General features: G+C 75.4%; 17 protein-coding genes. 7 read left to right on the forward strand and 10 right to left on the reverse strand.

What is annotated here, in order from left to right; genetic code table 11:
* Positions 1-38: 38 nt before the first annotated feature.
* From tsaE to OG767_RS28090, 4 genes are all read right to left on the reverse strand, one after another.
* Complete coding sequence (gene tsaE, locus OG767_RS28075; protein ID WP_405091194.1) at positions 39-521, reverse strand: tRNA (adenosine(37)-N6)-threonylcarbamoyltransferase complex ATPase subunit type 1 TsaE; 483 nt, start codon at positions 519-521, stop codon at positions 39-41.
* Positions 518-1,609, reverse strand: a complete 1,092-nt coding sequence (locus OG767_RS28080; protein WP_405091195.1) for an alpha/beta fold hydrolase — start codon at positions 1,607-1,609, stop codon at positions 518-520. The genes tsaE and OG767_RS28080 overlap by 4 nt, the downstream gene beginning before the upstream one ends.
* Positions 1,606-2,724 (reverse strand): alanine racemase, encoded by a 1,119-nt coding sequence (gene alr / locus OG767_RS28085; protein WP_405091196.1) that lies wholly within the window; start codon positions 2,722-2,724, stop codon positions 1,606-1,608. The genes OG767_RS28080 and alr overlap by 4 nt, the downstream gene beginning before the upstream one ends.
* Positions 2,725-2,807: 83 nt before the next feature.
* Positions 2,808-4,277, reverse strand: a complete 1,470-nt coding sequence (locus OG767_RS28090; protein WP_405091197.1) for an NAD(P)H-hydrate dehydratase — start codon at positions 4,275-4,277, stop codon at positions 2,808-2,810.
* A 200-nt stretch (positions 4,278-4,477) separates the two neighbouring features.
* Here OG767_RS28090 and OG767_RS28095 point away from each other — a divergent pair, with 200 nt between their 5' ends.
* Together OG767_RS28095 and OG767_RS28100 are read left to right on the forward strand one after the other, a co-directional pair.
* Entirely contained in the window at positions 4,478-4,828 is a 351-nt protein-coding gene (locus OG767_RS28095; RefSeq protein WP_405091198.1) for a hypothetical protein, read from the forward strand.
* Between the two features lie 296 nt (positions 4,829-5,124).
* Positions 5,125-6,630 carry an alpha/beta hydrolase gene (locus tag OG767_RS28100; protein ID WP_405091199.1) on the forward strand — a complete coding sequence of 502 codons (1,506 nt, stop codon included), beginning with the start codon at positions 5,125-5,127 and terminating at the stop codon, positions 6,628-6,630.
* 125 nt (positions 6,631-6,755) lie between these two features.
* On the opposite strand, the gene glmS is transcribed toward OG767_RS28100, so the two are convergent.
* The gene (glmS, locus tag OG767_RS28105) at positions 6,756-8,669 is read right to left on the reverse strand and encodes a glutamine--fructose-6-phosphate transaminase (isomerizing) (RefSeq protein ID WP_281938037.1); all 1,914 of its coding nucleotides are present in this window, start codon (positions 8,667-8,669) and stop codon (positions 6,756-6,758) included.
* A 269-nt stretch (positions 8,670-8,938) separates the two neighbouring features.
* On the opposite strand from glmS, the gene OG767_RS28110 reads away from it, so the two are divergent.
* The 3 genes from OG767_RS28110 to OG767_RS28120 are packed head-to-tail and all read left to right on the forward strand — an operon-like array spanning position 8,939 to position 12,274.
* The gene (locus OG767_RS28110) at positions 8,939-9,952 is read left to right on the forward strand and encodes an MmpS family transport accessory protein (RefSeq protein WP_405091200.1); all 1,014 of its coding nucleotides are present in this window, start codon (positions 8,939-8,941) and stop codon (positions 9,950-9,952) included.
* Positions 9,953-9,983: 31 nt separating this feature from the next.
* Positions 9,984-11,171 carry a pyridoxal phosphate-dependent aminotransferase gene (locus OG767_RS28115; RefSeq protein ID WP_405091201.1) on the forward strand — a complete coding sequence of 396 codons (1,188 nt, stop codon included), beginning with the start codon at positions 9,984-9,986 and terminating at the stop codon, positions 11,169-11,171.
* Positions 11,168-12,274 (forward strand): threonine aldolase family protein, encoded by a 1,107-nt coding sequence (locus OG767_RS28120; RefSeq protein ID WP_405091202.1) that lies wholly within the window; start codon positions 11,168-11,170, stop codon positions 12,272-12,274. The genes OG767_RS28115 and OG767_RS28120 overlap by 4 nt, the downstream gene beginning before the upstream one ends.
* 22 nt (positions 12,275-12,296) lie before the next feature.
* On the opposite strand, the gene OG767_RS28125 is transcribed toward OG767_RS28120, so the two are convergent.
* The gene (locus OG767_RS28125) at positions 12,297-12,932 is read right to left on the reverse strand and encodes a helix-turn-helix transcriptional regulator (protein ID WP_405091203.1); all 636 of its coding nucleotides are present in this window, start codon (positions 12,930-12,932) and stop codon (positions 12,297-12,299) included.
* 97 nt (positions 12,933-13,029) lie between these two features.
* Between OG767_RS28125 and OG767_RS28130 the strand changes: the two genes are divergently transcribed.
* Positions 13,030-15,852 (forward strand): FtsX-like permease family protein, encoded by a 2,823-nt coding sequence (locus OG767_RS28130; RefSeq protein ID WP_405091204.1) that lies wholly within the window; start codon positions 13,030-13,032, stop codon positions 15,850-15,852.
* 2 nt (positions 15,853-15,854) lie between these two features.
* Complete coding sequence (locus OG767_RS28135; protein WP_405091205.1) at positions 15,855-16,604, forward strand: ABC transporter ATP-binding protein; 750 nt, start codon at positions 15,855-15,857, stop codon at positions 16,602-16,604.
* Positions 16,605-16,670: 66 nt separating this feature from the next.
* Here the strand turns inward: OG767_RS28135 and glmM are convergent, their stop codons facing one another.
* The 4 genes from glmM to OG767_RS28155 all read right to left on the reverse strand — a co-directional run bounded on the left by glmM (position 16,671) and on the right by OG767_RS28155 (position 20,662).
* Positions 16,671-18,026 (reverse strand): phosphoglucosamine mutase, encoded by a 1,356-nt coding sequence (gene glmM, locus OG767_RS28140; protein WP_405091206.1) that lies wholly within the window; start codon positions 18,024-18,026, stop codon positions 16,671-16,673.
* Between the two features lie 113 nt (positions 18,027-18,139).
* A complete protein-coding gene (rpsI, locus tag OG767_RS28145; protein ID WP_088998399.1) occupies positions 18,140-18,604 on the reverse strand; it encodes a 30S ribosomal protein S9 in 465 nt (154 codons plus the stop codon).
* 20 nt (positions 18,605-18,624) lie between these two features.
* On the reverse strand, positions 18,625-19,068 hold the full coding sequence (gene rplM, locus OG767_RS28150) for a 50S ribosomal protein L13 (protein WP_174528511.1): 444 nt from the start codon (positions 19,066-19,068) through the stop codon (positions 18,625-18,627).
* A 208-nt stretch (positions 19,069-19,276) separates the two neighbouring features.
* Positions 19,277-20,662, reverse strand: a complete 1,386-nt coding sequence (locus OG767_RS28155) for an MFS transporter (protein ID WP_405091207.1) — start codon at positions 20,660-20,662, stop codon at positions 19,277-19,279.
* Between the last annotated feature and the right edge of the window lie 36 nt (positions 20,663-20,698).

The following is a 20,698-nucleotide window of genomic DNA, read 5'->3' on the forward strand; positions in this document are numbered from 1 at the left end:
GTCGTCCCCGGGACTCTAGGCAGCGGGTACGACAGCGCTCAGTCGAGGGTCGCCAGCCGGGCCGCCCAGTCGCCGCCCACCGGCTCCAGCGTGACCACCCGCGTGTCGTCGTCCCGCCGGTCGATGCAGACCCGCAGGTGCGCGTCGACCAACTGCTCGACCATCCCCTCGCCCCACTCCACCACGGTCACCGCCTCGTCCACCGAGGCGTCCAGGTCGAGGTCGTCGATCTCGGCGCGCGGATCGGCGGACTCCCCCAACCGGTACGCGTCGGCGTGCACCAGCGGCACCCGGCCGCCCCGCGCCGGGTCCGGCCGGTGCACGCGGGCGATGACGAAGGTGGGCGACGTGATGTCGCCGCGTACGCCCAGGCCGGCGCCGACGCCCTGGGTCAGCGCGGTCTTGCCGGCCCCCAGCGGACCGCTGAGCAGCAGCAGGTCACCGGCGCGCAGCACGCCGGCCAGCCGCCGCCCGAACCCGTGGGTGTCGTCGAGGGTCCGCAGCTCCACCACCACCGTCACAGCGACTCCAGGAACCGCTCCAGCGCCGCGTTGACCTCGTCGGCGTGCTCCAGCATCACCACGTGCCCGCTGTCGTGGATCTTCACGAACTCGGCCTCCGGCAGCCGCCGGACGATCTCCTCCGAGTGCGTCACCGGCGTGATCATGTCCTTGTCCCCCACGATCACCAGCACCGGCGTGCCGGCCAGCGCGGCGAGCGCCGGGAACCGCGAGTGCGTGGCCAGCGTCCGCAGGTAACGGGTGACCGTGTCGGCCGAGGTGCGGGAGTTCATCGTCTCCACGTACGACACCAGGGCGGGGCTGGGCTTCGGGGTGCCGAACCCGTACTTGCGGGTGAGCAGCCAGGCCACGTTCGAGGTCGACTTGCGGGCCTTGTCGATCACCGTGCCGCCGTACCGGGTGGCGTTGCTCATCATGTAGAGCACCGGCGCGCCCACGCGACCGAGCAGCGCGGGCGCCACCAGCTTCGTCTCCGCCGCCAGGCCCCCCGAGGTGGCCATCAGCACGGTGCCGACCACCCGGTCGCCGAACAGCTCCGGGTACAGCTCGGCCAACGCCATGATCGTCATGCCGCCCATCGAGTGCCCGATCAGCACCAGCGGCCCCTCCGGGACCACCTCGTCGAGCACCCGGCGCAACGTGCGGCCCAGCGCGGTCAGGTCGTACTCACCGGTCTCCAGCCGCCCGGACCGGCCGTGCCCCGGCTGGTCGTACGCCACCACCCGGTAGTCGCCCCGCTCGGCGAGCAGCTTGCGCTGGAAGTGGAACGTGCCCATGTCCAGGCAGAAGCCGTGCACCAGCACCACGGTCGGGTGCCCGGCGACCGGCCGGGTCGGCTCGACCACCTCCACGTGGATGTCGGTGCCGTCCGGCATCTCCAGCCGGTACGCCTCGTCGTGGCGCTGCCGCCCGAAAACCTCGTGCGCGTACCGGTCGGCGGGGTCGTTCTTGAGCCGGCGGACCAGCACCCGCTCGCTGACCACGCCCGCCGCGAGCCCGGCGGCGGCCACCCCGACGGCGGCGCCGACCAGCCCGGCGACCTTCCCCGCGGCACCTCGCGGACGCGGCACCCGCAGCCGCTGGCTCACGGCTTCTCGCCGTCGTAGACGCGGGGCACCCGCACACCGCCGAACCGGGTGACGATCTCGTAGTTGATGGTGCCGACCGCCTCGGCCCAGTCGTCGGCGGTGGGCTCGCCGGCCGCGCCGCTGCCGAACAGCGTCACCACGTCGCCGGCGGCCACCTCGTCGTCACCGCAGTCGACCACGAACTGGTCCATGCACACCCGCCCCGAGATGGTCCGCCGCTCGCCGCCGAGCAGCACCGGACCGGTGTTCGAGGCGTGCCGGGGCACCCCGTCGGCGTAGCCGAGCGGCACCACGGCCAGGTTGCTCTCCGCCTCGGTGAGGTAGGTGTGGCCGTAGGAGACGCCGGTGCCGGCCGGCACCCGCTTGGTCAGCATCACCCGGGCCCGGGCGGTCATCGCCGGGCGCAGGCCGAACCGCTCGCCCGCGATCGGTGACAGACCGTAGACCGCGATGCCGGGACGGACCAGGTCGAAGTGGGTGTCCGGCCGGGTGAGCGTGGCCGCCGAGTTGGCCAGGTGCCGGTAACGGGGCCGCAGGCCGGCCCGCGTGACCATCTCCAGCCCTTCCCGGAAGACGGCGAGCTGGCGATCCGTGGTGGGGTGGCCGGGCGAGTCCGCGTACACGAAGTGGCTCCACACGCCGACCACCTCGACCAGGCCGTCGGCCTGGGCCTTCGCGGCGGCCTCCAGCAACGTCGGCCAGTCGGCGACCGTGGCCCCGCCCCGGGACAGCCCGGTGTCGATCTTGAGGTGGAGCCGGGCCGGGCGGTCCGCCCGGCGACTCGCCTCGATCATCTCGTCGAGCTGGCTCAGGCTGGCGCAGCCCAGGTCGACGCCGACGGTGATCCCGTCGTGCAGCGGCAGACCCGGATCGAGCAGCCAGGCCAGCACCGGCGCGGTGATCCCCTCCTGACGCAGCCGGAGCGCCTCGTCCAGGGTGCAGACGCCGAGCTGGTCCGCCCCGGCGTCGAGCGCCGCGCGAGCCGCCGGCGCCATGCCGTGCCCGTACCCGTCGGCCTTGACCACCGCCATCAGCTCGGCGCTGGTGCCGGCCTTGAGCCGGGCCACGTTCTCCCGGATCGCGTCGAGATCGACGCGCACCTCCGACTGCCACATGCCCCCAGCCTACTTCCGCCGGTGATCATCGTGGCCGGGAGCCGCGCGGCCGGTGCCCCCGCCGGCCAGCGCCCGCACCCGGATCAGGCCAGGCGGGCAAGCACCGGACGCAGCGCGGCGGCCACGTCGGGCGCGGTCACCGGGCCACCGCGGGCCGCCTCCCGACCGGCCAGCCCGTGCAGGTACGCCGCGGCGGCGGCCGCCCGTTCCGGGGCCAGACCGGCCGCGAGCAGCGAGCCGAGCAGCCCGGCCAGCACGTCGCCGGTGCCGCCGGTGGCAAGCGCCGGGGTGCCGGTCGGGTTCACGTACGCCCGGCCGTCGGGCGTGCCGACGATCGTCCGGTCCCCCTTGAGCAGCACCACCGCGTTCATCCAGGCGGCCAGCCGCAGCGCCGCGGCGACCCGGTCCGCACCGGGCATCTCGCCACAGAGCCGGGCGTACTCCCGGTCGTGCGGGGTCACCACGATCGGGGCGTCCCGCCCGCGCAGCCGATCGGCGAGCTTGCCGTCGACCAGCAGCGTCAGCGCGTCGGCGTCCAGCACCACCGGCACCGACGTGGCCAGCACCGCGCGCAACTCGGCGGCGGACGCGTCACCGGTGCCGAGCCCGGAGCCGCAGACCCAGGCCTGCACCCGGCCGGCGTCGGCGACCCGGTCGGTGGCGATCACGGACGGGTGCTGGTGCACCACCTCGGCCCGGGCGCCGCCGGCGTAGCGGACCAGGCCGGCGGGACCGGCCAGCGCGCCGCCGACCGAGAGCACCGCCGCACCCGGGTAGGTGGCGGAACCGGTCGCCACCCCGACCACCCCGCGGGAGTACTTCTCCGACGCGGCGCCCAGCGCCGGCCACCAGGCGGCCACGTCGGACCACTCGGTCACCCCCAGCGCCGGGGACCCGCGCAGCCACGGGGTGAGCCCGATGTCGACCAGGTCGACCTGCCCGGCCAGCGCGGCGGCCGGGCCGACCACCAGAGCCGGCTTGAGCGCGCCGAACGCCACCGTCACGTCGGCGTGGACCGCGCGCGGCCGGCCGGCGTCGGTAAGCGGGACGTGGCCGGTGTCGACCGCGACGCCGCTCGGCACGTCCACCGCGACCACGGTGGCCCGCGTGCCGTCCCGACCCCGGTGCTCGGTCAGGCTCGCGGCGAGCTGGTCGGCGGTCTCCCGCAGCCCACCGGTGCCACCGATGCCCACGATGCCGTCGAGCACCAGGTCGACCCCGGCGGGTGGCCGGTCGACCACCTGCCCACCGGCGGCACGCAGCGCGGCCAGGCCGTCGGCGTGGGCGCGCTCCGGGGTGAGCAGCAGGGCGGCGACCGCCGCGCCCCGGCGGGCCAGGCGCGCCCCCGCGTAGAGCGCGTCGCCGCCGTTGTCACCGGAACCGACGAGCAGCAGCACCCGGGCGCCGTAGACGCCGCCCCGGTCCGCCAGCAGCAGCGCGCAACGGCGGGCCAGCCCGGCCGCCGCCCGCTGCATCAGCGCGCCGGACGGGAGGGTCGCCATCAGCCCCGCCTCCGCCGCGCGAACATCCGCGACCCGCCACACCGGTCTCATGCCGTCCCGCCCCGTCCGTTCCCGTCGGCTGCGATCACGGCCTCACCCTACCGGCGGTGCGAGGGCCGGGCGGGGCGCCGGGACGGCCCTGTGGACAACCGGGGACGTTGTCCACAGGGTCGACGCGGTCGACTCTCACCGGCCTAGCGTCCCCGCTGTCCGGGTCCGGCCGATGGGCTCGGCGGGGTGGGGAGGTCGTCGTGGTCGAGGAGCCGTTCAGCGTCGATCCGGAGCTGCTGCGCGCGGTGGCCCGGGAGCTGACCGACGACGCGCACCGGCTGGCGTACGGGCCGGGCGGGGCGCCGGGGCCGGTGCCGCCGCCACCGGACGGCTGGCGGGCCGACGCGGCGCTCGACGAGCTGGACGCCGCGCTGCGCCGCTGGTCCGGCGCGCTCGCGGCCCGGGTGGCCACCACCGCCGAGGCGCTGCGCGGCGGCGCGGACGGCTACGAGGCGGTGGACGACCGGGCCGCCCGCCGCCTCACGCTGAGCGCCGCCGGCCTCCCCGTCCGCCCGGTTCCGGCGGGCGTCGCTCCGGGCGGCGCCCGGTGACCGGCGGCGAGACGCGTCGCCGCCCGCGCCCGGCGGGCGCCACCCGAGGCCCGAGACCGGCGGGCGCCACCCGAGGCCCGAGACCGGCGGGCGCCACCCGGGGCCCGGGGCCGGCCGGCACCCGTCCGCACCCGGCGGGAGCCACCCACGACCGAGGAACTCCCGCACCCCGCCGGGCAGCCACCGCACGAGATCGCCGGTCCGACCCGGGTCCGGTCGGCTACGCGCAGCTCTGGCGCGCCGAGCCGGGCGCCTGGCTCGCCACCGGGGCGGCCTGGCGTGGGCTCGCCGGCCCGGTGCGTCACCGGGCCGCCGGGCTGGCCGCCCGAGCCGACGCGCTCCGGCCCGGCTGGTCCGGCGCGGCCTCGACGGCCGCGCAACGGCGCCTCGGTGAGCTGCGCACCTCGTTGACCGAGGTGCTGCCCGCGCTGGTCGAGGTCGACCAGACGCTCGCCGAGTTCGCCAGCCGGGTGGGCGCGGCGAAGGCCCGCCTCGACGCCGAGGTGGTCCGCGCCGAGAGCGGCGGCCTGCGGGTGGACCGCTCCGGCACGGTCCGGCCGGATCCCGCCCGGCCCGTCACCCGGACCGGCCCCGCCGTGGTGCGGGCACAGGCCGGGATCCGGGACGCGCTCGCGCTGGCCGGCGCGGCGGACCGGGAGGCGGCCGACCGGCTGGCGGAGGTCGCCACCGCGGCGGTGACCGGCTGGGTCAGCGTGCCGCCCGCCTGGCGACCGGGGCCCGGCGCCGGTCCGGCCGAGGTGAGCCGCTGGTGGGCCGGCCTGAGCCCGGCCGAGCGGCGGTGGCTGGTCGGGCACGAGCCGGGTCGGGTCGGCCACCTCGACGGCGTGCCGGTGACCGCCCGCGACCAGGCCAACCGGCTGCTGCTGGCCGACCGGCGGGAGGAGCTGCTCGCGCGCCGCCTCGCGCTGCGGCGACCGCTGCCGGCCGGCCCGGCGGAGGTGGCCCGGCGGGCCCGGCTGGCCGGGGTCGAGGCGGCGTTGCGCGGCCTGGACGGGCTGGCCGAGCGGCTGGCCACGTCGGGGGCCCCGCGGGCGTACCTGCTGGGGCTCGACCCCGCCGGGGACGGTCGGGCGGTGGTGGCGCTCGGCAACCCCGACCGGGCCGGCGCGGTGCTGACCTACGTCCCCGGGATGACCGCCGACCTCGCGGACGCCCCGGCCGAGTTGGGCCGGGCCGCCCGGGTGCTCGAGCGGTGCGCGGCGATCGGGCCGGGCGAGGAGGCGGCGGCGGTCCTCTGGCTGGACTACGATGCGCCGGACTTCCTCCCCGAGGCGTCCGGCACCCGGCCGGCGGAGGCCGCCGGCCCGGCGCTGCACCGGTTCCAGGAAGGGCTGCGGGCCACCCACGACGGGCCGCCGGCCCGGCAGACCGTGCTCGGGCACAGCTACGGCTCGCTGGTCGTCGGCACCGCCGCCCGCGACCACGGGCTGGGCGCCGACGCGCTGGTCTTCGTCGGCTCACCCGGCGTCGGCGTCGACCACGCGGCCGAGCTGCGGATGCCGGCCGGCCAGGTCTGGGCGTCGACCGCGCCCGACGACGTGATCCGGCTGGCCCACCCGCCGGACGAGCTGGCCCGTCGCGCCGTGCTGGCCGGTACGCCGCTCGGCCCGGTGCTGGCCGCACACCACCGGCACCGCGAGCGGCTCTGGTTCGGCGCCGATCCGAGCGCGCCGGGCTTCGGCAGCCGGCGCTTCCCGAGCGGGCGGCACGGCCACACCGGCTACTGGGACGCCGACAATCCGGCCCTGGACGGGATGGCCCGGATCGTGCTGGGCCAATGAGCGGACGAGCGCCACGGGCGGGCCGGTCGGAGCGGCCGACGGCAGGCGGCGGGTGCGGACGCCGGGCGGGAAGACGCCACGGCCCCTCCGGTGTGGGCGGAGGGGCCGTGGCGGAGGCGGGTCGGTTACTCGACCGTGACCGACTTGGCCAGGTTCCGCGGCTGGTCGACGTCGTGCCCACGGGCGGCGGCGATCTCCGCGGCGAGCACCTGGAGCGGCACGGTGGTCACCAGCGGCGCCAGCAGCGTCGGCGTACGCGGCACGTAGATCAGGTGGTCGGCGTAGCGGACCACCGCCTGGTCGCCCTCCTCCGCGATCACGATGGTGCGGGCGCCCCGGGCCCGCACCTCCTGGATGTTGGAGACGACCTTGTCGTGCAGCATGCCCCGGCCGACCGGCGACGGCACGATGCAGATCACCGGCGTGCCCTTGTCGATCAGCGCGATCGGGCCGTGCTTCAGCTCACCGGCGGCGAAGCCCTCGGCGTGCATGTACGCCAACTCCTTGAGCTTCAGCGCGCCCTCCAGCGCCACCGGGTAACCCACGTGCCGGCCGATGAACAGCACGGTCGGCTCGGACTTCAACTCACGGGCCAGCTCGCGCACCGGCTCGATCCGGTCGAGCAGCTCACGCAGCTTGCCCGGCATCTCCTGGAGCTGGGCCACCACCGCGCCCACCTCGTCGGCGAACTTGATGCCCCGCACCTGCGCCAGGTGCAGGCCGATCAGGTAGCAGGCCACGACCTGGGTGAGGAACGCCTTGGTGGAGGCGACCGCGATCTCCGGGCCGCCGTGGGTGTAGAGCACCGCGTCCGACTCGCGCGGGATGGTCGAGCCGTTGGTGTTGCAGACGGCCAGCACCCGGGCCTTCTGCTCCTTGGCGTGACGCAGCGCCATCAGCGTGTCCATGGTCTCGCCGGACTGCGAGATCACCACGATCAGCGTGGACCGGTCCAGCACCGGGTCGCGGTACCGGAACTCGCTGGCCAGCTCCACCTCGCAGGGGATCCGGGTCCAGTGCTCGATGGCGTACTTGGCGACCAGACCGGCGTGGTACGCGGTGCCGCAGGCGACGATGAAGATCTTGTCGACGTCGCGCAGGTCCTGCTCGCTGAGGCGGACCTCGTCGAGGGCGATCTCGCCGCTCTCGGTGAGCCGGCCGAGCAGCGTGTCGGCGATGGCCTGCGGCTGCTCCTCGATCTCCTTGAGCATGAACCAGTCGTAGCCACCCTTCTCGGCGGCCGACGAGTCCCAGTCGATGTGGAAGTCCTTGCCGGCCGCGGGCTGGCCGGCGAAGTCGGTGATCTCGATGCTCTCCGGCGTGATCAGGACGATCTGGTCCTGGCCCAGCTCGACCGCGTCCCGGGTGTGCTCGATGAACGCGGCCACGTCGCTGGCCAGGTAGTTCTCGCCGTCGCCGCGACCCACCACCAGGGGCGAGTTGCGCCGGGCGCCGACCACCGCGCCGGGGATGGCGGCATCCACGGCGAGCAGCGTGAACGCGCCTTCGAGGCGCTCGCAGACCACCCGCATGGCGGCGGCGAGCAGCTGCGGGGTGTCGGTCTCACCGGCCGCGCGCAGGTCGGCCAACGCGCGGGCGATCAGGTGCGCCGCGCACTCGGTGTCGGTGTCGCTGGCGAACTCGACGCCCTCGTCCTCCAGCTCGGTGCGCAGCTTCGCGAAGTTCTCGATGATGCCGTTGTGGATCACCGCGACCCGCCCGTCCGGGGAGACGTGCGGGTGGGCGTTGCGGTCGGTCGGCCCGCCGTGCGTGGCCCACCGGGTGTGGCCGATGCCGGTGGTGCCGTCGCCGATGCCGATCGGGCTGGCGGCGCAGTCCTCGGGGTTGTCGGCGGCCCGCTCGGAGAGCACCTTCTCCAGGTTGGCCAGCTTGCCGGCCTTCTTCTCGGTCAGCAGCTCGTCGTCGCAGACGACGGCGACGCCGGCCGAGTCGTAGCCGCGGTATTCCAGCCGCCGCAGTCCGTCGAGCACGATGCCGAGCGCCGGGCGCGCGCCGGCGTAACCCACGATTCCACACATGGTCCGCAGCCTAGCCGAGTTTCGCTCATCGCGCGTGCGCGGAAGGCGGCTCAACGATCACTGAACTTGAGCGAACCGGTCAGCGGAGGCCGCCAACCGGACAAACCGCCACGGTACGTGAGTGATCCACTCCCCGACGTACCGCGATCTCGGGTGCCGGCCGGGGCGGGCCGCGTGGATGGCCGCCGCGCCCTACATTGAGAGGCCCGGGCGGCAGCCCCGGTCCACCCTCCGCGGTCGTCCGCGCCGTACCCCTGTGAGCTGAGCCGATGTCCGAGACGACCCCCAGTCCCGAGCCGACCCCCGGCCCGGTCGACCCGACCGCGACGCCGGGCGCCGGGGAGCCCGCCTCCTGGACGCCACCGGACGCGCTCGCCGCGCCGCAGCCCTGGGCGCCGCCCTCGCCGTGGTCGCCGCCGGCGTGGGACCCGAACCCGTGGGCGCCGCCCGCCTCCGCCGCGCCGCCCCACCCCGGCAGCGGGCACGGCTCACCGCCCGACGGGCCGGCCGCCGCACCACCGGGCGGTCCCGCTCCGGGCCACCCGGGCGGTCCGCACCACCCGGGCGACCCGAACGGTCCGCACCACCCGCACGGTCCGCACCACCCGGGTGAGCCGGGGGCACCGGACCAGCCGTCGACCGCGTACCCGCCGTCGACCGCGTACCCGCCGGGGCCCTACCCACCGGCCGCCTACCCGCCCGGGTCGTACCCGGCGGCGGGCTACCCGCCGGCCGCGTACCCGCCCGGGCCCTACCCGCCGCCGTACGCGTACCCCGGTGGGGCGCCGCGCCGGTCGAACGCGGGCTGGGCGATCGGACTGGTGATCACCCTGGTCGTCGCGCTGGTGCTGGCCGTCTGCGGCTGCGTCGGCCTGGGCGTGCTCGGCGGTCTCACCGACGGGAGGAGCAACTCCGGCGAGCCCTACGAGCGGCCGTTCATCGACGGGCCGGCCGAGCCCGACGGGTTCACCGACGAGCCGACCCCGGCGCCGGCCGTCCCGGTCACCACGCCCTCCGGCGGGCCCGGCCGGTTCACCGTCGTCTACGAGGTGACCGGGGCCGACCAGGTGTACGTGCAGTTCTACGACGCCGACGCCAACTTCCTCCAGCTCGACGACGTGGACGCGCCGTGGCGGCTGCGGTTCACCGCGAACGACCGCGAGCGGGTGCAGGTGATCGCGACCCCGGCCGAGTCCGGCGAGGTGAGCTGCCGGATCAGCATCAACGGCAAGGTCGTCTCGCGGAACTCGGGAGAATACGGCGCGACCTGCTTCGGGTGGTGAGGGTCCGGCGGCGGGCCGTAGGCTGGCCGCCGTGACCACGACCGATCCGCTGGTGGCCCGGATGCGGCCGTTCGGCACCACCATCTTCGCCGAGATGTCCGCGCTGGCCGTGCGCACCGGCGCGGTCAACCTGGGGCAGGGCTTCCCCGACACGGACGGCCCGCCGGAGATGCTCGCCGCCGCCGCGGAGGCGCTGCGCACCGGCCACAACCAGTATCCGCCGGGACCGGGGATCCCCGCGTTGCGCGCGGCCGTCGCGGCGCACCAGCGCCGGTTCTGGAACCTGGAGTACGACCCGGACGGCGAGGTCGTGGTGACGGCCGGCGCGACCGAGGCGGTCGCGGCGAGCATCCTCGCGCTCTGCGAGGCCGGTGACGAGGTGGTCTGCTTCGAGCCGTACTACGACTCGTACGCCGCCTCGATCGCGCTGGCCGGGGCGGTCCGCCGCCCGGTGACGCTGCGACCCGGCGCCGACGGCCGGTACGCCTTCGACCCGGCCGAGTTGCGTGCCGCGTTCGGGCCGCGGACCCGGTTGGTGCTGCTGAACTCGCCGCACAACCCGACCGGGAAGGTCTTCACCGCCGACGAGCTGGCGCTGGTCGCCGAGCTGTGCCGGGAGCACGGCACGTACGCGGTCACCGACGAGGTCTACGAGCATCTCGTCTTCACCGACGCCGCCGCGGCGCACCTGCCGCTGGCCACGCTGCCGGGCATGCGGGAGCGGACGCTGCGGGTCTCCTCGGCCGGCAAGACGTTCTCCTGCACCGGCTGGAAGGTGGGCTGGGTGAGCGGCCCAGCGTCGCTGGTGGCCGCCGTGCTGCGGGTGAAGCAGTTCCTCACGTTCGTGAACGCCGGCCCGTTGCAGCCGGCCGTGGCGGTGGCGCTCGGCCTGCCGGACGCGTACTTCACCGGCTTCCGGGACGACCTGCAACGCCGCCGGGACCAACTGGTCGCCGGGCTGGCCGACGCCGGGTTCGGCGTGCTCGCGCCGGAGGGGACATACTTCGTCACCGCCGACGTCACCGCGCTCGGCGGCCGGGACGGGGTGGAGTTCTGCCGGTCCCTGCCGGAGCGGTGCGGCGTGGTGGCGGTGCCGACGCAGGTGTTCTACGACGACACGGCCGCGGGTCGCCGGCTGGTCCGGTTCGCGTTCTGCAAGCGGCCGGAGGTGCTGGCCGAGGCGGTGACCCGACTGCGTCGGCTCCGGGACCGCGGATGAGCGACGGGTACGCCGAGCGGCTGCGCCGGCTCGCCGCCCAGCGCGGCTGCGACAGGATGCTCTCCGGCGTACGCCCGGAGTCGGTGCGGGAGCAGGTGGCCGCGCTCGCCGCGACGGCCGGCGACGACCTGCCCGACGTCTACGGTGCGGGCGGCCCGGTCGCGGAGCTGGAGCAGCGGGTCGCGGAGCTGCTCGGCGTGGCGGCGGTGGCGTTCTTCCCCACCGGCACGATGGCCCAGCAGGTGGCCATGCGTCACGGCGCGGAGCTGACCGGCCGGGCCGCTGTCGGCCTGCACCCGCTCAGCCATCCGCTGCTGCACGAGCGCGACGCGTACGCGCTGCTCGCCGGCGTGCGAGCGGTGCACACCACGTCCGCGCCGCGCAACCCGACGGCCGAGGAGGTGGCGGCGCTCGACGAGCCGATCGGCACGCTCTTCCTGGAGTTGCCGCTGCGCGACGCCGGGTTCGTGCTGCCCACCTGGGACGAGCTGGTCGCGGTCGTGGCGGCGGCCCGGGCGCGGGGCGCGCGGGTGCACGTCGACGGCGCCCGGATCTGGGAGTCGACGGTCCACCTGGGCCACTCGGCGGCCGAGATCGCGGCGCTCGCCGACAGCACGTACGTCTCGTTCTACAAGTCCCTCGGCGGTCACTCCGGCGCGGCGCTGGCCGGTGACGCGGAGCTGGTCGGGTACGCGCGCACCTGGCGGCACCGGTACGGCGGCACACTGTTCCAGCAGTGGCCGGCGGCGCTCGCCGCGCTCGTCGGGCTCCAGCGGGAGCTGCCCCGGCTGGGCGGGTACGTGCGGCACGCGACGGTGGTGGCGGAGGCGCTGGCCGCGCTGCCGGGCGCCCGGGTGCATCCGGCGCCGCCGCACACCCACCAGTTCCGGTTCTGGCTGCCGTATCCGGCGGCGGCGCTGGACGCGGCCAACCTGGCGCTGGCCGAGCAGGAGCGCGCGTGGTTCGTCGGCGGCTGGCGGGACAGTGCGGTGCCCGGGATGGCGCTGGCCGAGGTGACGATCGCCGGGCCGGCGCTGGAGCTGGACGCCGACGGCGTACGCGAGCTGGCCGCCCGTTTCCTGCGCCGCCTGCCCACCTGCTGACCCCGCCGCCCCCGGCCCGGAGCTAGCCGGCCGCCCGCGCCGGGCCGGCGTCCTCGCCGGACGGGCCGGAGCCGACGGCCGGGGGCGCGGCGGACCCGGCGGCCGAGGGCGCGGCGGCGAGGCCGGTGAGCGTGGCGCCGCCGTCGGCGAGCAGCGCCGCCTCGGCGTCGTCGACGAAGGCCAGGTCCGCCTCGACGTGCCGGCCGGCGGCCGAGAGCAGCAGCCGGACCACCGGGTCGTCGGCCTGCCGGCGCAGCCCGTCGAGGTTGCGCAGCTCCCGCATGAGGTGGCCGCGCTGGTTGGCCAGCACGGTCCGGACGGTGTCGGCCCGGCCGGACCGGGCGGCGGCGGTCACCTTGAGGAAGAAGTCGTCCCGGAAGCCGCCGCTGCGCGGGCTGGGCGCGGTCAGCCAGCGGTCGAGTTCGGCGCGGCCGTCGGCGGTGATCTCGTAGACCACCCGGTCGGGCTTGACCGGTTGCGGCTGCCGCTCGGCCACCACCAGGCCGTCGCGGGAGAGCCGGTCGAGGATCTGGTAGAGGTGCCCGATGTTGAGCGGGCCCCACTGCGGCCCGACCGCCGCCTCGAACGCGCTCTTCAGCTCGTAGCCGTAGCTGGGGCCGCGGGCGAGCAGGGCCAGGACCGCGTGTTGGATCGCCACCGTCTTCTCCGATCCGGTTCCGGGCGGGTGCCCCGGGCGGGGCCTTGCATTGTCACAATGTATCGCGCAGAGTGTGCTCAGCACACGGGGAGGCGCGATGGTCGGGTTCATCTGGGGTCAACTGCGCGGTCGGGCCGGCCGCTCGGTGGCGCTGCTGGTCGGCGTGCTGGTGGCCACCACCGGTTTCGTGGTGCTGACCGGCGCCACCACCACCTCCCGGCTGGCCGTGACCGGCACCGTGGAACGCAACACCCGGGCCGCCTACGACATCCTGGTCCGGCCCAAAGGGACGCGCACGCCGTTGGAGGCGGAGCGCGGCCTGGTCCGGCCCAACTATCTCTCCGGCAGCTACGGCGGCATCACCACCGCGCAGTACGACCGGGTCCGGGCCGTCGAGGGAGTGGACGTCGCCGCCCCGATCGCCATGCTCGGCTACTCCACCACGTCGATCGAGGTGCCGCTCGACGTCACCGCGGCCGTCGACCCCGCGCTGGACCGGCAGCTCATCCGCATCGACCGCGAGTTCCTCGCCGAGCGCGGCCTGAGCCACGCGCCGGCCCAGCCCACCTACGTGTACGTCACCACGCATCCGCTGCTCTACCCGGTCATCGGCGACGAGTACTACCCGGACGCGGTGCGCTACACCGACGGGCGGACGTACGACACCAACGACTGCGGGCTGCTGCCCCGGGAGGTGCTGCCGGGTGGGCGTACCGCGCCGCTCTGCGACCTGCGCATCGAGCAGTCGAACGGGTTGCAGGACGTCAGCGAACGGCAACTGTGGAAGGTGGAGACGTTCCGGATGCTGCCCGGTGGGCGCTTCGAGCGGCCGGCGACCGAGGGCGTCACCAACCTCGACGCCCCCGCCATCCCGGCTTCCCGCGTGACCGTGACGGTGCGCCTGACCGTGCCGTTCCTGCTCGCCGCCGTCGACCCCGGCGCCGAGCAGAAACTGGTCGGCCTCGACGCCGCGGTGGTCACCGGCCGGCCGCTCACCGCCACCGACACCACAGTGGTGACCCGGGAGCGCGGCCTGTCCAGCCGGACGCTGCCGGTGCTCGCCACCAGCCGCCCGTTCCTCGACGGCGCGATCCGGGCCAGCTACACCCGCCTGCCGCTGGACCGCACCATCGCCGGCGTGCCGCCCCGGGAGCTGGCCGGACGGCTGCGCGGCGTACCGGCCACCCCGGCCGGTGGCACGCAACGGGACGCGCTGAGCGCCTACCGGGCCCAACTCGCCGCCGGGCTCGGTCCGCGTACCTGCTGCCACGGCCAGTTGCAGGTCGTCGTGCAGCCGGGGCAGGCCGGCTACGACCGGCTACCCGACGGCGCGCTGCGGGTCCGCCCGGCGCCCGCCGACCCGGCCGTGTACGGCGACTCGCAGGATCTGGTCACGCTGCCCCGACCGTGGCTCAGCGAGGACACCGGCTACCGGCCGCTGACCCAGCTCCGGTTGGGTCGTGGCGACCGGGACGCCCGGCAGTGGCAGGCCGTGGGGCTCTTCGACCCGGAGAAACTGACCGGCTTCAGCGACCTGGGCAAGGTGCCGCTGGAGACGTACGAGCCGCCGCGCGCCGACGGGGCCGACGACCGCAGCCGCGCGGCGTTGGGCGGGCGACCGCTGGAGCCGAGCGGCAACCCGGCCGGGTACCTGTCCGCGCCGCCGCTGCTGCTCACCAGCCTGTCCAGCGTGCCCGGGCTGCTCTCGGCCGGCAGCAGCCCGCAGCGCACCGCGCCGATCAGCGCGATCCGGGTCCGGGTGGCCGACGTGGACGGTTGGAGCGAGCGGTCCGCCGAGCGGGTCCGGCTGATCGCCGAGAAGATCGCCACCACCACCGGCCTCGACGTGGACATCACGCTCGGCTCCTCCCCCGCCCCGCAGACCGTCGAGCTGCCGGCCGGCGCGTTCGGCCGCCCCGACCTGCGGCTGACCGAGAACTGGTCGGCCCTCGGCGTCGCCTCGGTCATCACCCGCGCGGTCGACCGGAAGAGCGCCGTGCTGTTCGCGCTGGTGCTGGTGGTCTGCGCGCTCTTCCTCGGCAACGCGGTCACCGCCGCCGTCCGGGACCGCCGGTCCGAGCTTGCGGTCCTGGCCTGCCTCGGCTGGCCGGCGCGTCGCATCGGCGCACTCGTGCTCGGCGAGGTCGCCACGCTCGGCCTGGTCGCCGGGCTGCTCGCGGTCGGCCTGGCCGTCCCGCTCGGCCGCGCCCTCGACATCGACGTCGACTGGCGGCGGGCGCTGGTCGCCGTACCGGTGGCCCTGCTGCTGGCGCTGGTCGCGGGCCTGGCGCCCGCGCTGCGGGCCGCACGCGCCCACCCGGCCGCCGCGCTGCGCCCACCGGTGGCCGGCACGTTCCGGGCCCGCCGGTCCCGGAGCATCGCCGGGATGGCAGTGGTCAACCTGGCTCGCGTCCCCGGGCGCACGCTGCTCGGCGCCGCCGCGCTCGCCATCGGCGTGGCCGCGCTCACAGTGGTCGGCGCCGTCGGCTACGCGTTCCGCGGCGCGGTCGTCGGCAGCCTGCTCGGCGACACCGTGTCGTTGAGCGTGCGCGGCGCGGACACGCTCGCCGCGGCGGCCACCGTGCTGCTCGGCGCCGCCGCCGTCGCCGACGTGCTCTACCTGGACGTCCGGGACCGGGCCACCGAGCTGGCCACGCTGCGGGCCACCGGCTGGACCGACGGCGCGCTGGCCCGCCTGATCGGCTACCAGGCGCTGCTCCTCGGCGGGCTGGGCGCGACCGCCGGCGGCGGGCTCGGCCTGGCTGGCGCGGCCTGGCTGGTCGGCGACGTGCCGGCCGCCCTGGTGACCGTCGCGGCCCTGGTCGCCCTGGCCGGGGTGCTGCTCACCTGTCTCGCGGCGCTCGTCCCGGCCGGACTGCTGCGCCGCCTGCCCACCGCGCGACTACTGGCCGAGGAGTGACAATGGAACCGAGCACCGGAAGCACCGTGCGGGCGGAGGGGCTGGTCCGCGCGTTCGGCGCCGGCACCGAGCGGCTCACCGCCGTCGACGACGTCTCCCTGGAGATCGCGGGCGGTTCGGTGGTGGCGCTGACCGGGCCGAGCGGCTCCGGCAAGTCCACCCTGCTGCACCTGATCGGCGCGATCGAGCGGGCCGACCGGGGCCGGCTGACGGTGGACGACGTCGAGGTCACCGCGCTGCGCCGGGCCGCGCTGGCCCGCTACCGGCAGCGGGTCGGCTTCGTCTTCCAGCGCTACCACCTGCTGCCGGCACTGACCGTGCTGGACAACGTGATCGCCCCGGTGCTGCCGCTGCGGGCCGGTCGCGCCGACCACCCGGCCCGGGCCCGGGAGCTGCTGGCGGCCGTCGGGCTGGCCGGCCGGGAGCGGGCACTGCCGGCCCAGCTCTCCGGCGGTCAGCAGCAGCGGGTCGCCATCGCCCGGGCGCTGATGGGCCGGCCCCGGCTGCTGCTGGCCGACGAGCCCACCGGCAACCTGGACTCCACCACCGGCGCGCAGATCCTCGACCTGCTGCTCGACCTGCGGGACCAGCACGCCATGACGATCCTGCTGGCCACGCACGAGCGGGCCGTCGCCGCCCGGTGCGACCGGTTGATCCGGCTCGGCGACGGCCGGATCGTCGAGGACGTCGACCTCACCGACGGCGAGGACCCGGCCGACACGTTCGACCGGGCCACCCGGCTGCGGCTCTGACCGGCCGCCCGACTGGGCGGGCGACCGGGCGGCGGCTCCGATCCCGCGGTACGCGGGCTGGCCCGATCAGGCGACCGGGCTGGCGGTGCGGACCTGCTCGGCGATGCGCTCGGCTACCGCGCGTGCGGTGTCCTCGGTGGCCGCCTCGACCATCACCCGCACCAGCGGCTCGGTGCCGGACGGGCGCAGCAGCACCCGGCCGGTCTCGCCCAGCTCGGCCTCGGCCCGCTCGACCTCGGCGCGGACGGCCGGCGCGGCGGCGCCCACGGTCCGGTCGCCCACCGGCACGTTGATCAGCACCTGGGGCAGCTTGGTGACCACGGCGGCCAGCTCGGCCAGGGAGGCGCCGGTGGCCGCCATCCGGGCCATCAGGTGCAGGCCGGTGAGCACGCCGTCGCCGGTGGTGGCGAACGCGGGCAGCACGATGTGGCCGCTCTGCTCGCCGCCCAGCGCCAGGCCGGAGGCGCGCAACTCCTCCAGCACGTACCGGTCACCGACCTTGGTCTCGACCAGCCGGATGCCGTGCGCGGACATGGCCAGCCGCAGGCCGAGGTTGCTCATCACGGTGGCGACCAGGGTGTCCTGGGTCAGCTCGCCGGCGTCCCGCATGGCCAGCGCGAGGATCGCCATCACCTGGTCGCCGTCGACCTCCGCGCCGTCGGCGCTGACCGCGACGCACCGGTCGGCGTCGCCGTCGTGGGCGAGGCCGAGATGCGCGCCGTGCTCGACCACTGCGGCGCGCACCGCGTCGAGGTGGTTGGAGCCGCACCCGTCGTTGATGTTGAGGCCGTCCGGCTCGGCGTGGATGGCGATGACCTCGGCGCCGGCCTCCTGGTAGGCCACCGGGGCCACATCGGCCGCCGCGCCGTTGGCGCAGTCCACCACGACCTTGATCCCGTCGAGCCGGTGCGGCACGGTGCCGACCAGGTGCTGGACGTAGTGGTCCGCCCCGTCGAGCAGGTCGTTCACCCGGCCCACCCCGGCGCCGACCGGCCGGTCCCAGGCGGTGGTGGCGTTCGCCTCGACGGCCGCCTCGATCCGCATCTCGATCTCGTCGGGCAGCTTGTGCCCCCCGGCGGCGAAGAGCTTGATGCCGTTGTCCGGCATCGGGTTGTGCGAGGCGGAGAGCATCACGCCCAGGTCGGCCTTGATCTCGGCGGTGAGGAACGCCACCGCCGGGGTGGGCAGCACACCCACCCGCACCACGTTGGCGCCGGCGCTGGTCAGGCCGGCGACCACCGCCGCCTCCAGCATCTCGCCGCTGGCCCGGGTGTCCCGACCCACCACCGCGAGCGGCGGATGACTCCGGTCGGTCTCGGCCAGTGTGTGGGCCGCGGCCACCGCGACCGCGAGCGCCAACTCCGGGGTGAGATCCGCGTTCGCCCGCCCGCGTACGCCGTCCGTGCCGAACAACCGGCCCATACCCGCCAACCTCCGTGGAACTGCCGTTGAGGAGAGAAACGCGGAACGGCCGGGCCGCCCCCGCAGAAGGGAGGCGGACCCGGCCGTCCGTCAGAAGTACAAGACGCTGGTGATCAGCGCTTCGAGTACTGGGGAGCCTTACGGGCCTTCTTGAGGCCGTACTTCTTGCTCTCCTTGACCCGGGCGTCACGGGTCAGGAAGCCGGCCTTCTTCAGGGCCGGACGGTCGTCGGGCTCGTTGACGATCAGCGCCCGGGCGATGGCGAGCCGCAGCGCGCCGGCCTGGCCGGTGGTGCCGCCGCCCCGCAGGTTGGCGATCACGTCGAACGCCTCGGGCTTCTCGGCGGTGACCAGCGGGTCCTTGATGAGCTGCTGGTGCACCTTGCTCGGGAAGTAGGCCTCGAGGTCGCGGCCGTTGCAGGTGATCTTGCCGCTGCCCGGGACGATCCGGACCCGGACGATGGCTTCCTTGCGACGGCCCACGGTCTGGATCGGGCGGTCACCGCGGGGCGCGCGCGCGACGGGCGCCGGCGCCTCGGTGGCCTCGGGGGCGACCTCGGTCTCGGTGATGTCGGTCATGCTGCTTCCTTCGCCCGCGCTCACTGCGCGATCTGCTTGATCTCGAACGGCGCCGGCTGCTGCGCGCCGTGCGGGTGCTCGGCACCGGCGTAGACCTTCAGCTTCTTGAGAATCTGACGGCCCAGCTTGTTGTGCGGGAGCATGCCCTTCACGGCCAGCTCGATGGCCCGCTCGGGCCGCTTGGTGAGCAGCTCGTCGTAGCCGACCCGCTTCAGACCACCCGGGTAACCGGAGTGGCGGTAAGCGACCTTGGTCTGGCGCTTGTTGCCGGTCAGCGCGACCTTGCCCGCGTTCACGATGACGACGAAGTCGCCCGTGTCGACGTGCGGCGCGAAAGTCGGCTTGTGCTTGCCACGCAGCAGCGTGGCGGCGTGGGTCGCCAGGCGGCCCAGCACGACATCAGAGGCGTCGATGACGTGCCACTGACGCTCGATCTCACCCGGCTTCGGGCTGTACGTACGCACAGGTCTACCTTGTCTCGTCGTCGGTCTGGGGTCGCGCGCCGAGGTAACCGGGGCTTCCCAGTCGAACCAGCGCGCACGAACGACCAAGCGTACCTGATGCGGCACGCCTAAGAATGTCGTACAACAGCAGGCAACGATACCCGGCCGCCCGGTGGCAGGTCAAAACGGGGTCGCCCCGCGCTCGACCTGCGCCTGCGCGTGGCGCCTGTCACACGCCGGCCAGCCTACCCGGCCCCGGTCGCAGGTACACCGCCCAGGTCACCAGGAAGCACAACGCGTACCAGCCGACGAACGCCAGGTAGGCGGCGTCGGCGGTGCCGGACGTCAGGAACGACTGCCGGAACGCCACGTTCACCAGCACCCCGCCGGACGCGCCCACCGCGCCGGCGATGCCGATCAGCGCGCCGGCCAGGCGCCGCGCCCGCCGCTGCGCCGCCTCCCGGTCCCCGGTCAGCTCGGCCTCGGTGACGGCCCGGGCCCGGAAGATCGCCGGGATCATCTTGTACGTCGAGCCGTTGCCGATCCCGGAGAACACGAACAGCGCCAGGAACCCGGCCAGGTAGAGCGGGAAGGAGCGGTCCCGGGCGGCGTACAGCACCAGCCCGGCGCCGCCGGCCATCGCGACGAAGTTCCAGAACGTGACGCGCGCCCCACCGAGCCGGTCGGCGAGCTGGCCACCGACCGGCCGGACCAGCGAGCCGACCAACGGCCCGAGGAAGGTCAGCCAGGCGGCGTCGACCGGGGTCGGGAACCGGCCGGCGAACTGGAGCTGGAGCACCTGACCGAAGGCGAAGCCGAAGCCGATGAACGAGCCGAACGTCCCGACGTAGAGCAGCGACATCACCCAGGTGTGCGGGTCACGGGCCGCCGCGCGCAGCGCGCCCGGCTCGTTGCGCGCGCCCGGGACGTTGTCCAACCACCGCGCCGCGGCCAGCGCGGCGAGCACGATCAGCGGCAGGTAGACGGCCGGCACGAGCCAGGGGTACGCGGCCCCCGCGGTGGCCAGCACCGCCAGCCCGACGAGCTGCACCGCCGGTACGCCGAGGTTGCCGCCGCCGGCGTTGAGCCCGAGCGCCCGCCCCTTGAGCCGGTCCGGGAAGAACAGGTTGATGTTCGCCATCGAGGAGGCGAAGTTGCCGCCGCCCACGCCGGACAGGCAGGCCAGCACCATCAGCGTGGCGTACGACACGCCGGGCCGGATCAGCACCGCCATCGGCACCGCCGGCACCAGCAGCAGCAACACGCTGACGATGGTCCAGTTCCGGCCGCCGAACCGGGCCACCGCCAGCGTGTACGGCAGCCGCAGCACCGCGCCCAACGCGGCCGGCACGGCGGTGAGCAGGAACTTCCCGGCCGGGTCGATGCCGTAGCCGGGGCCGAGGAAGAGCACGGTCACCGACCAGAGGCTCCACACCGAGAAGCCGACGTGCTCGGCGAAGATCGACACCCACAGGTTGCGTCGGGCGATCCGGGCGCCGCCGGCGGCCCAGAACGCCGGGTCCTCCGGACGCCAGTCGGTGATCGGTCCCGGGCGGCCGGTGGCGGCCGGCGCCGGGGGCGCGGTCGGGGTCGGGGCTGAAGCGAGCGTGCTCACGGCGACTCCTCCTCGTCGGTGACGAGGAGGACGCTA

The sequence above is a fragment of the Micromonospora sp. NBC_01392 genome, from assembly GCF_045040125.1.
In the GTDB taxonomy this organism is placed as follows: domain Bacteria; phylum Actinomycetota; class Actinomycetes; order Mycobacteriales; family Micromonosporaceae; genus Micromonospora.

Excerpts from the sequence above, each read along its gene's own strand:
- alr (WP_405091196.1), bottom strand. The coding sequence starts at position 2,724 with ATGTGGCAGTCGGAGGTGCGCGTCGATCTCGACGCGATCCGGGAGAAC.
- OG767_RS28090 (WP_405091197.1), bottom strand. The coding sequence starts at position 4,277 with ATGAGACCGGTGTGGCGGGTCGCGGATGTTCGCGCGGCGGAGGCGGGG.
- glmS (WP_281938037.1), bottom strand. The coding sequence starts at position 8,669 with ATGTGTGGAATCGTGGGTTACGCCGGCGCGCGCCCGGCGCTCGGCATC.
- OG767_RS28110 (WP_405091200.1), top strand. The coding sequence starts at position 8,939 with ATGTCCGAGACGACCCCCAGTCCCGAGCCGACCCCCGGCCCGGTCGAC.
- OG767_RS28120 (WP_405091202.1), top strand. The coding sequence starts at position 11,168 with ATGAGCGACGGGTACGCCGAGCGGCTGCGCCGGCTCGCCGCCCAGCGC.
- OG767_RS28130 (WP_405091204.1), top strand. The coding sequence starts at position 13,030 with ATGGTCGGGTTCATCTGGGGTCAACTGCGCGGTCGGGCCGGCCGCTCG.
- OG767_RS28135 (WP_405091205.1), top strand. The coding sequence starts at position 15,855 with ATGGAACCGAGCACCGGAAGCACCGTGCGGGCGGAGGGGCTGGTCCGC.
- glmM (WP_405091206.1), bottom strand. The coding sequence starts at position 18,026 with ATGGGCCGGTTGTTCGGCACGGACGGCGTACGCGGGCGGGCGAACGCG.
- rpsI (WP_088998399.1), bottom strand. The coding sequence starts at position 18,604 with ATGACCGACATCACCGAGACCGAGGTCGCCCCCGAGGCCACCGAGGCG.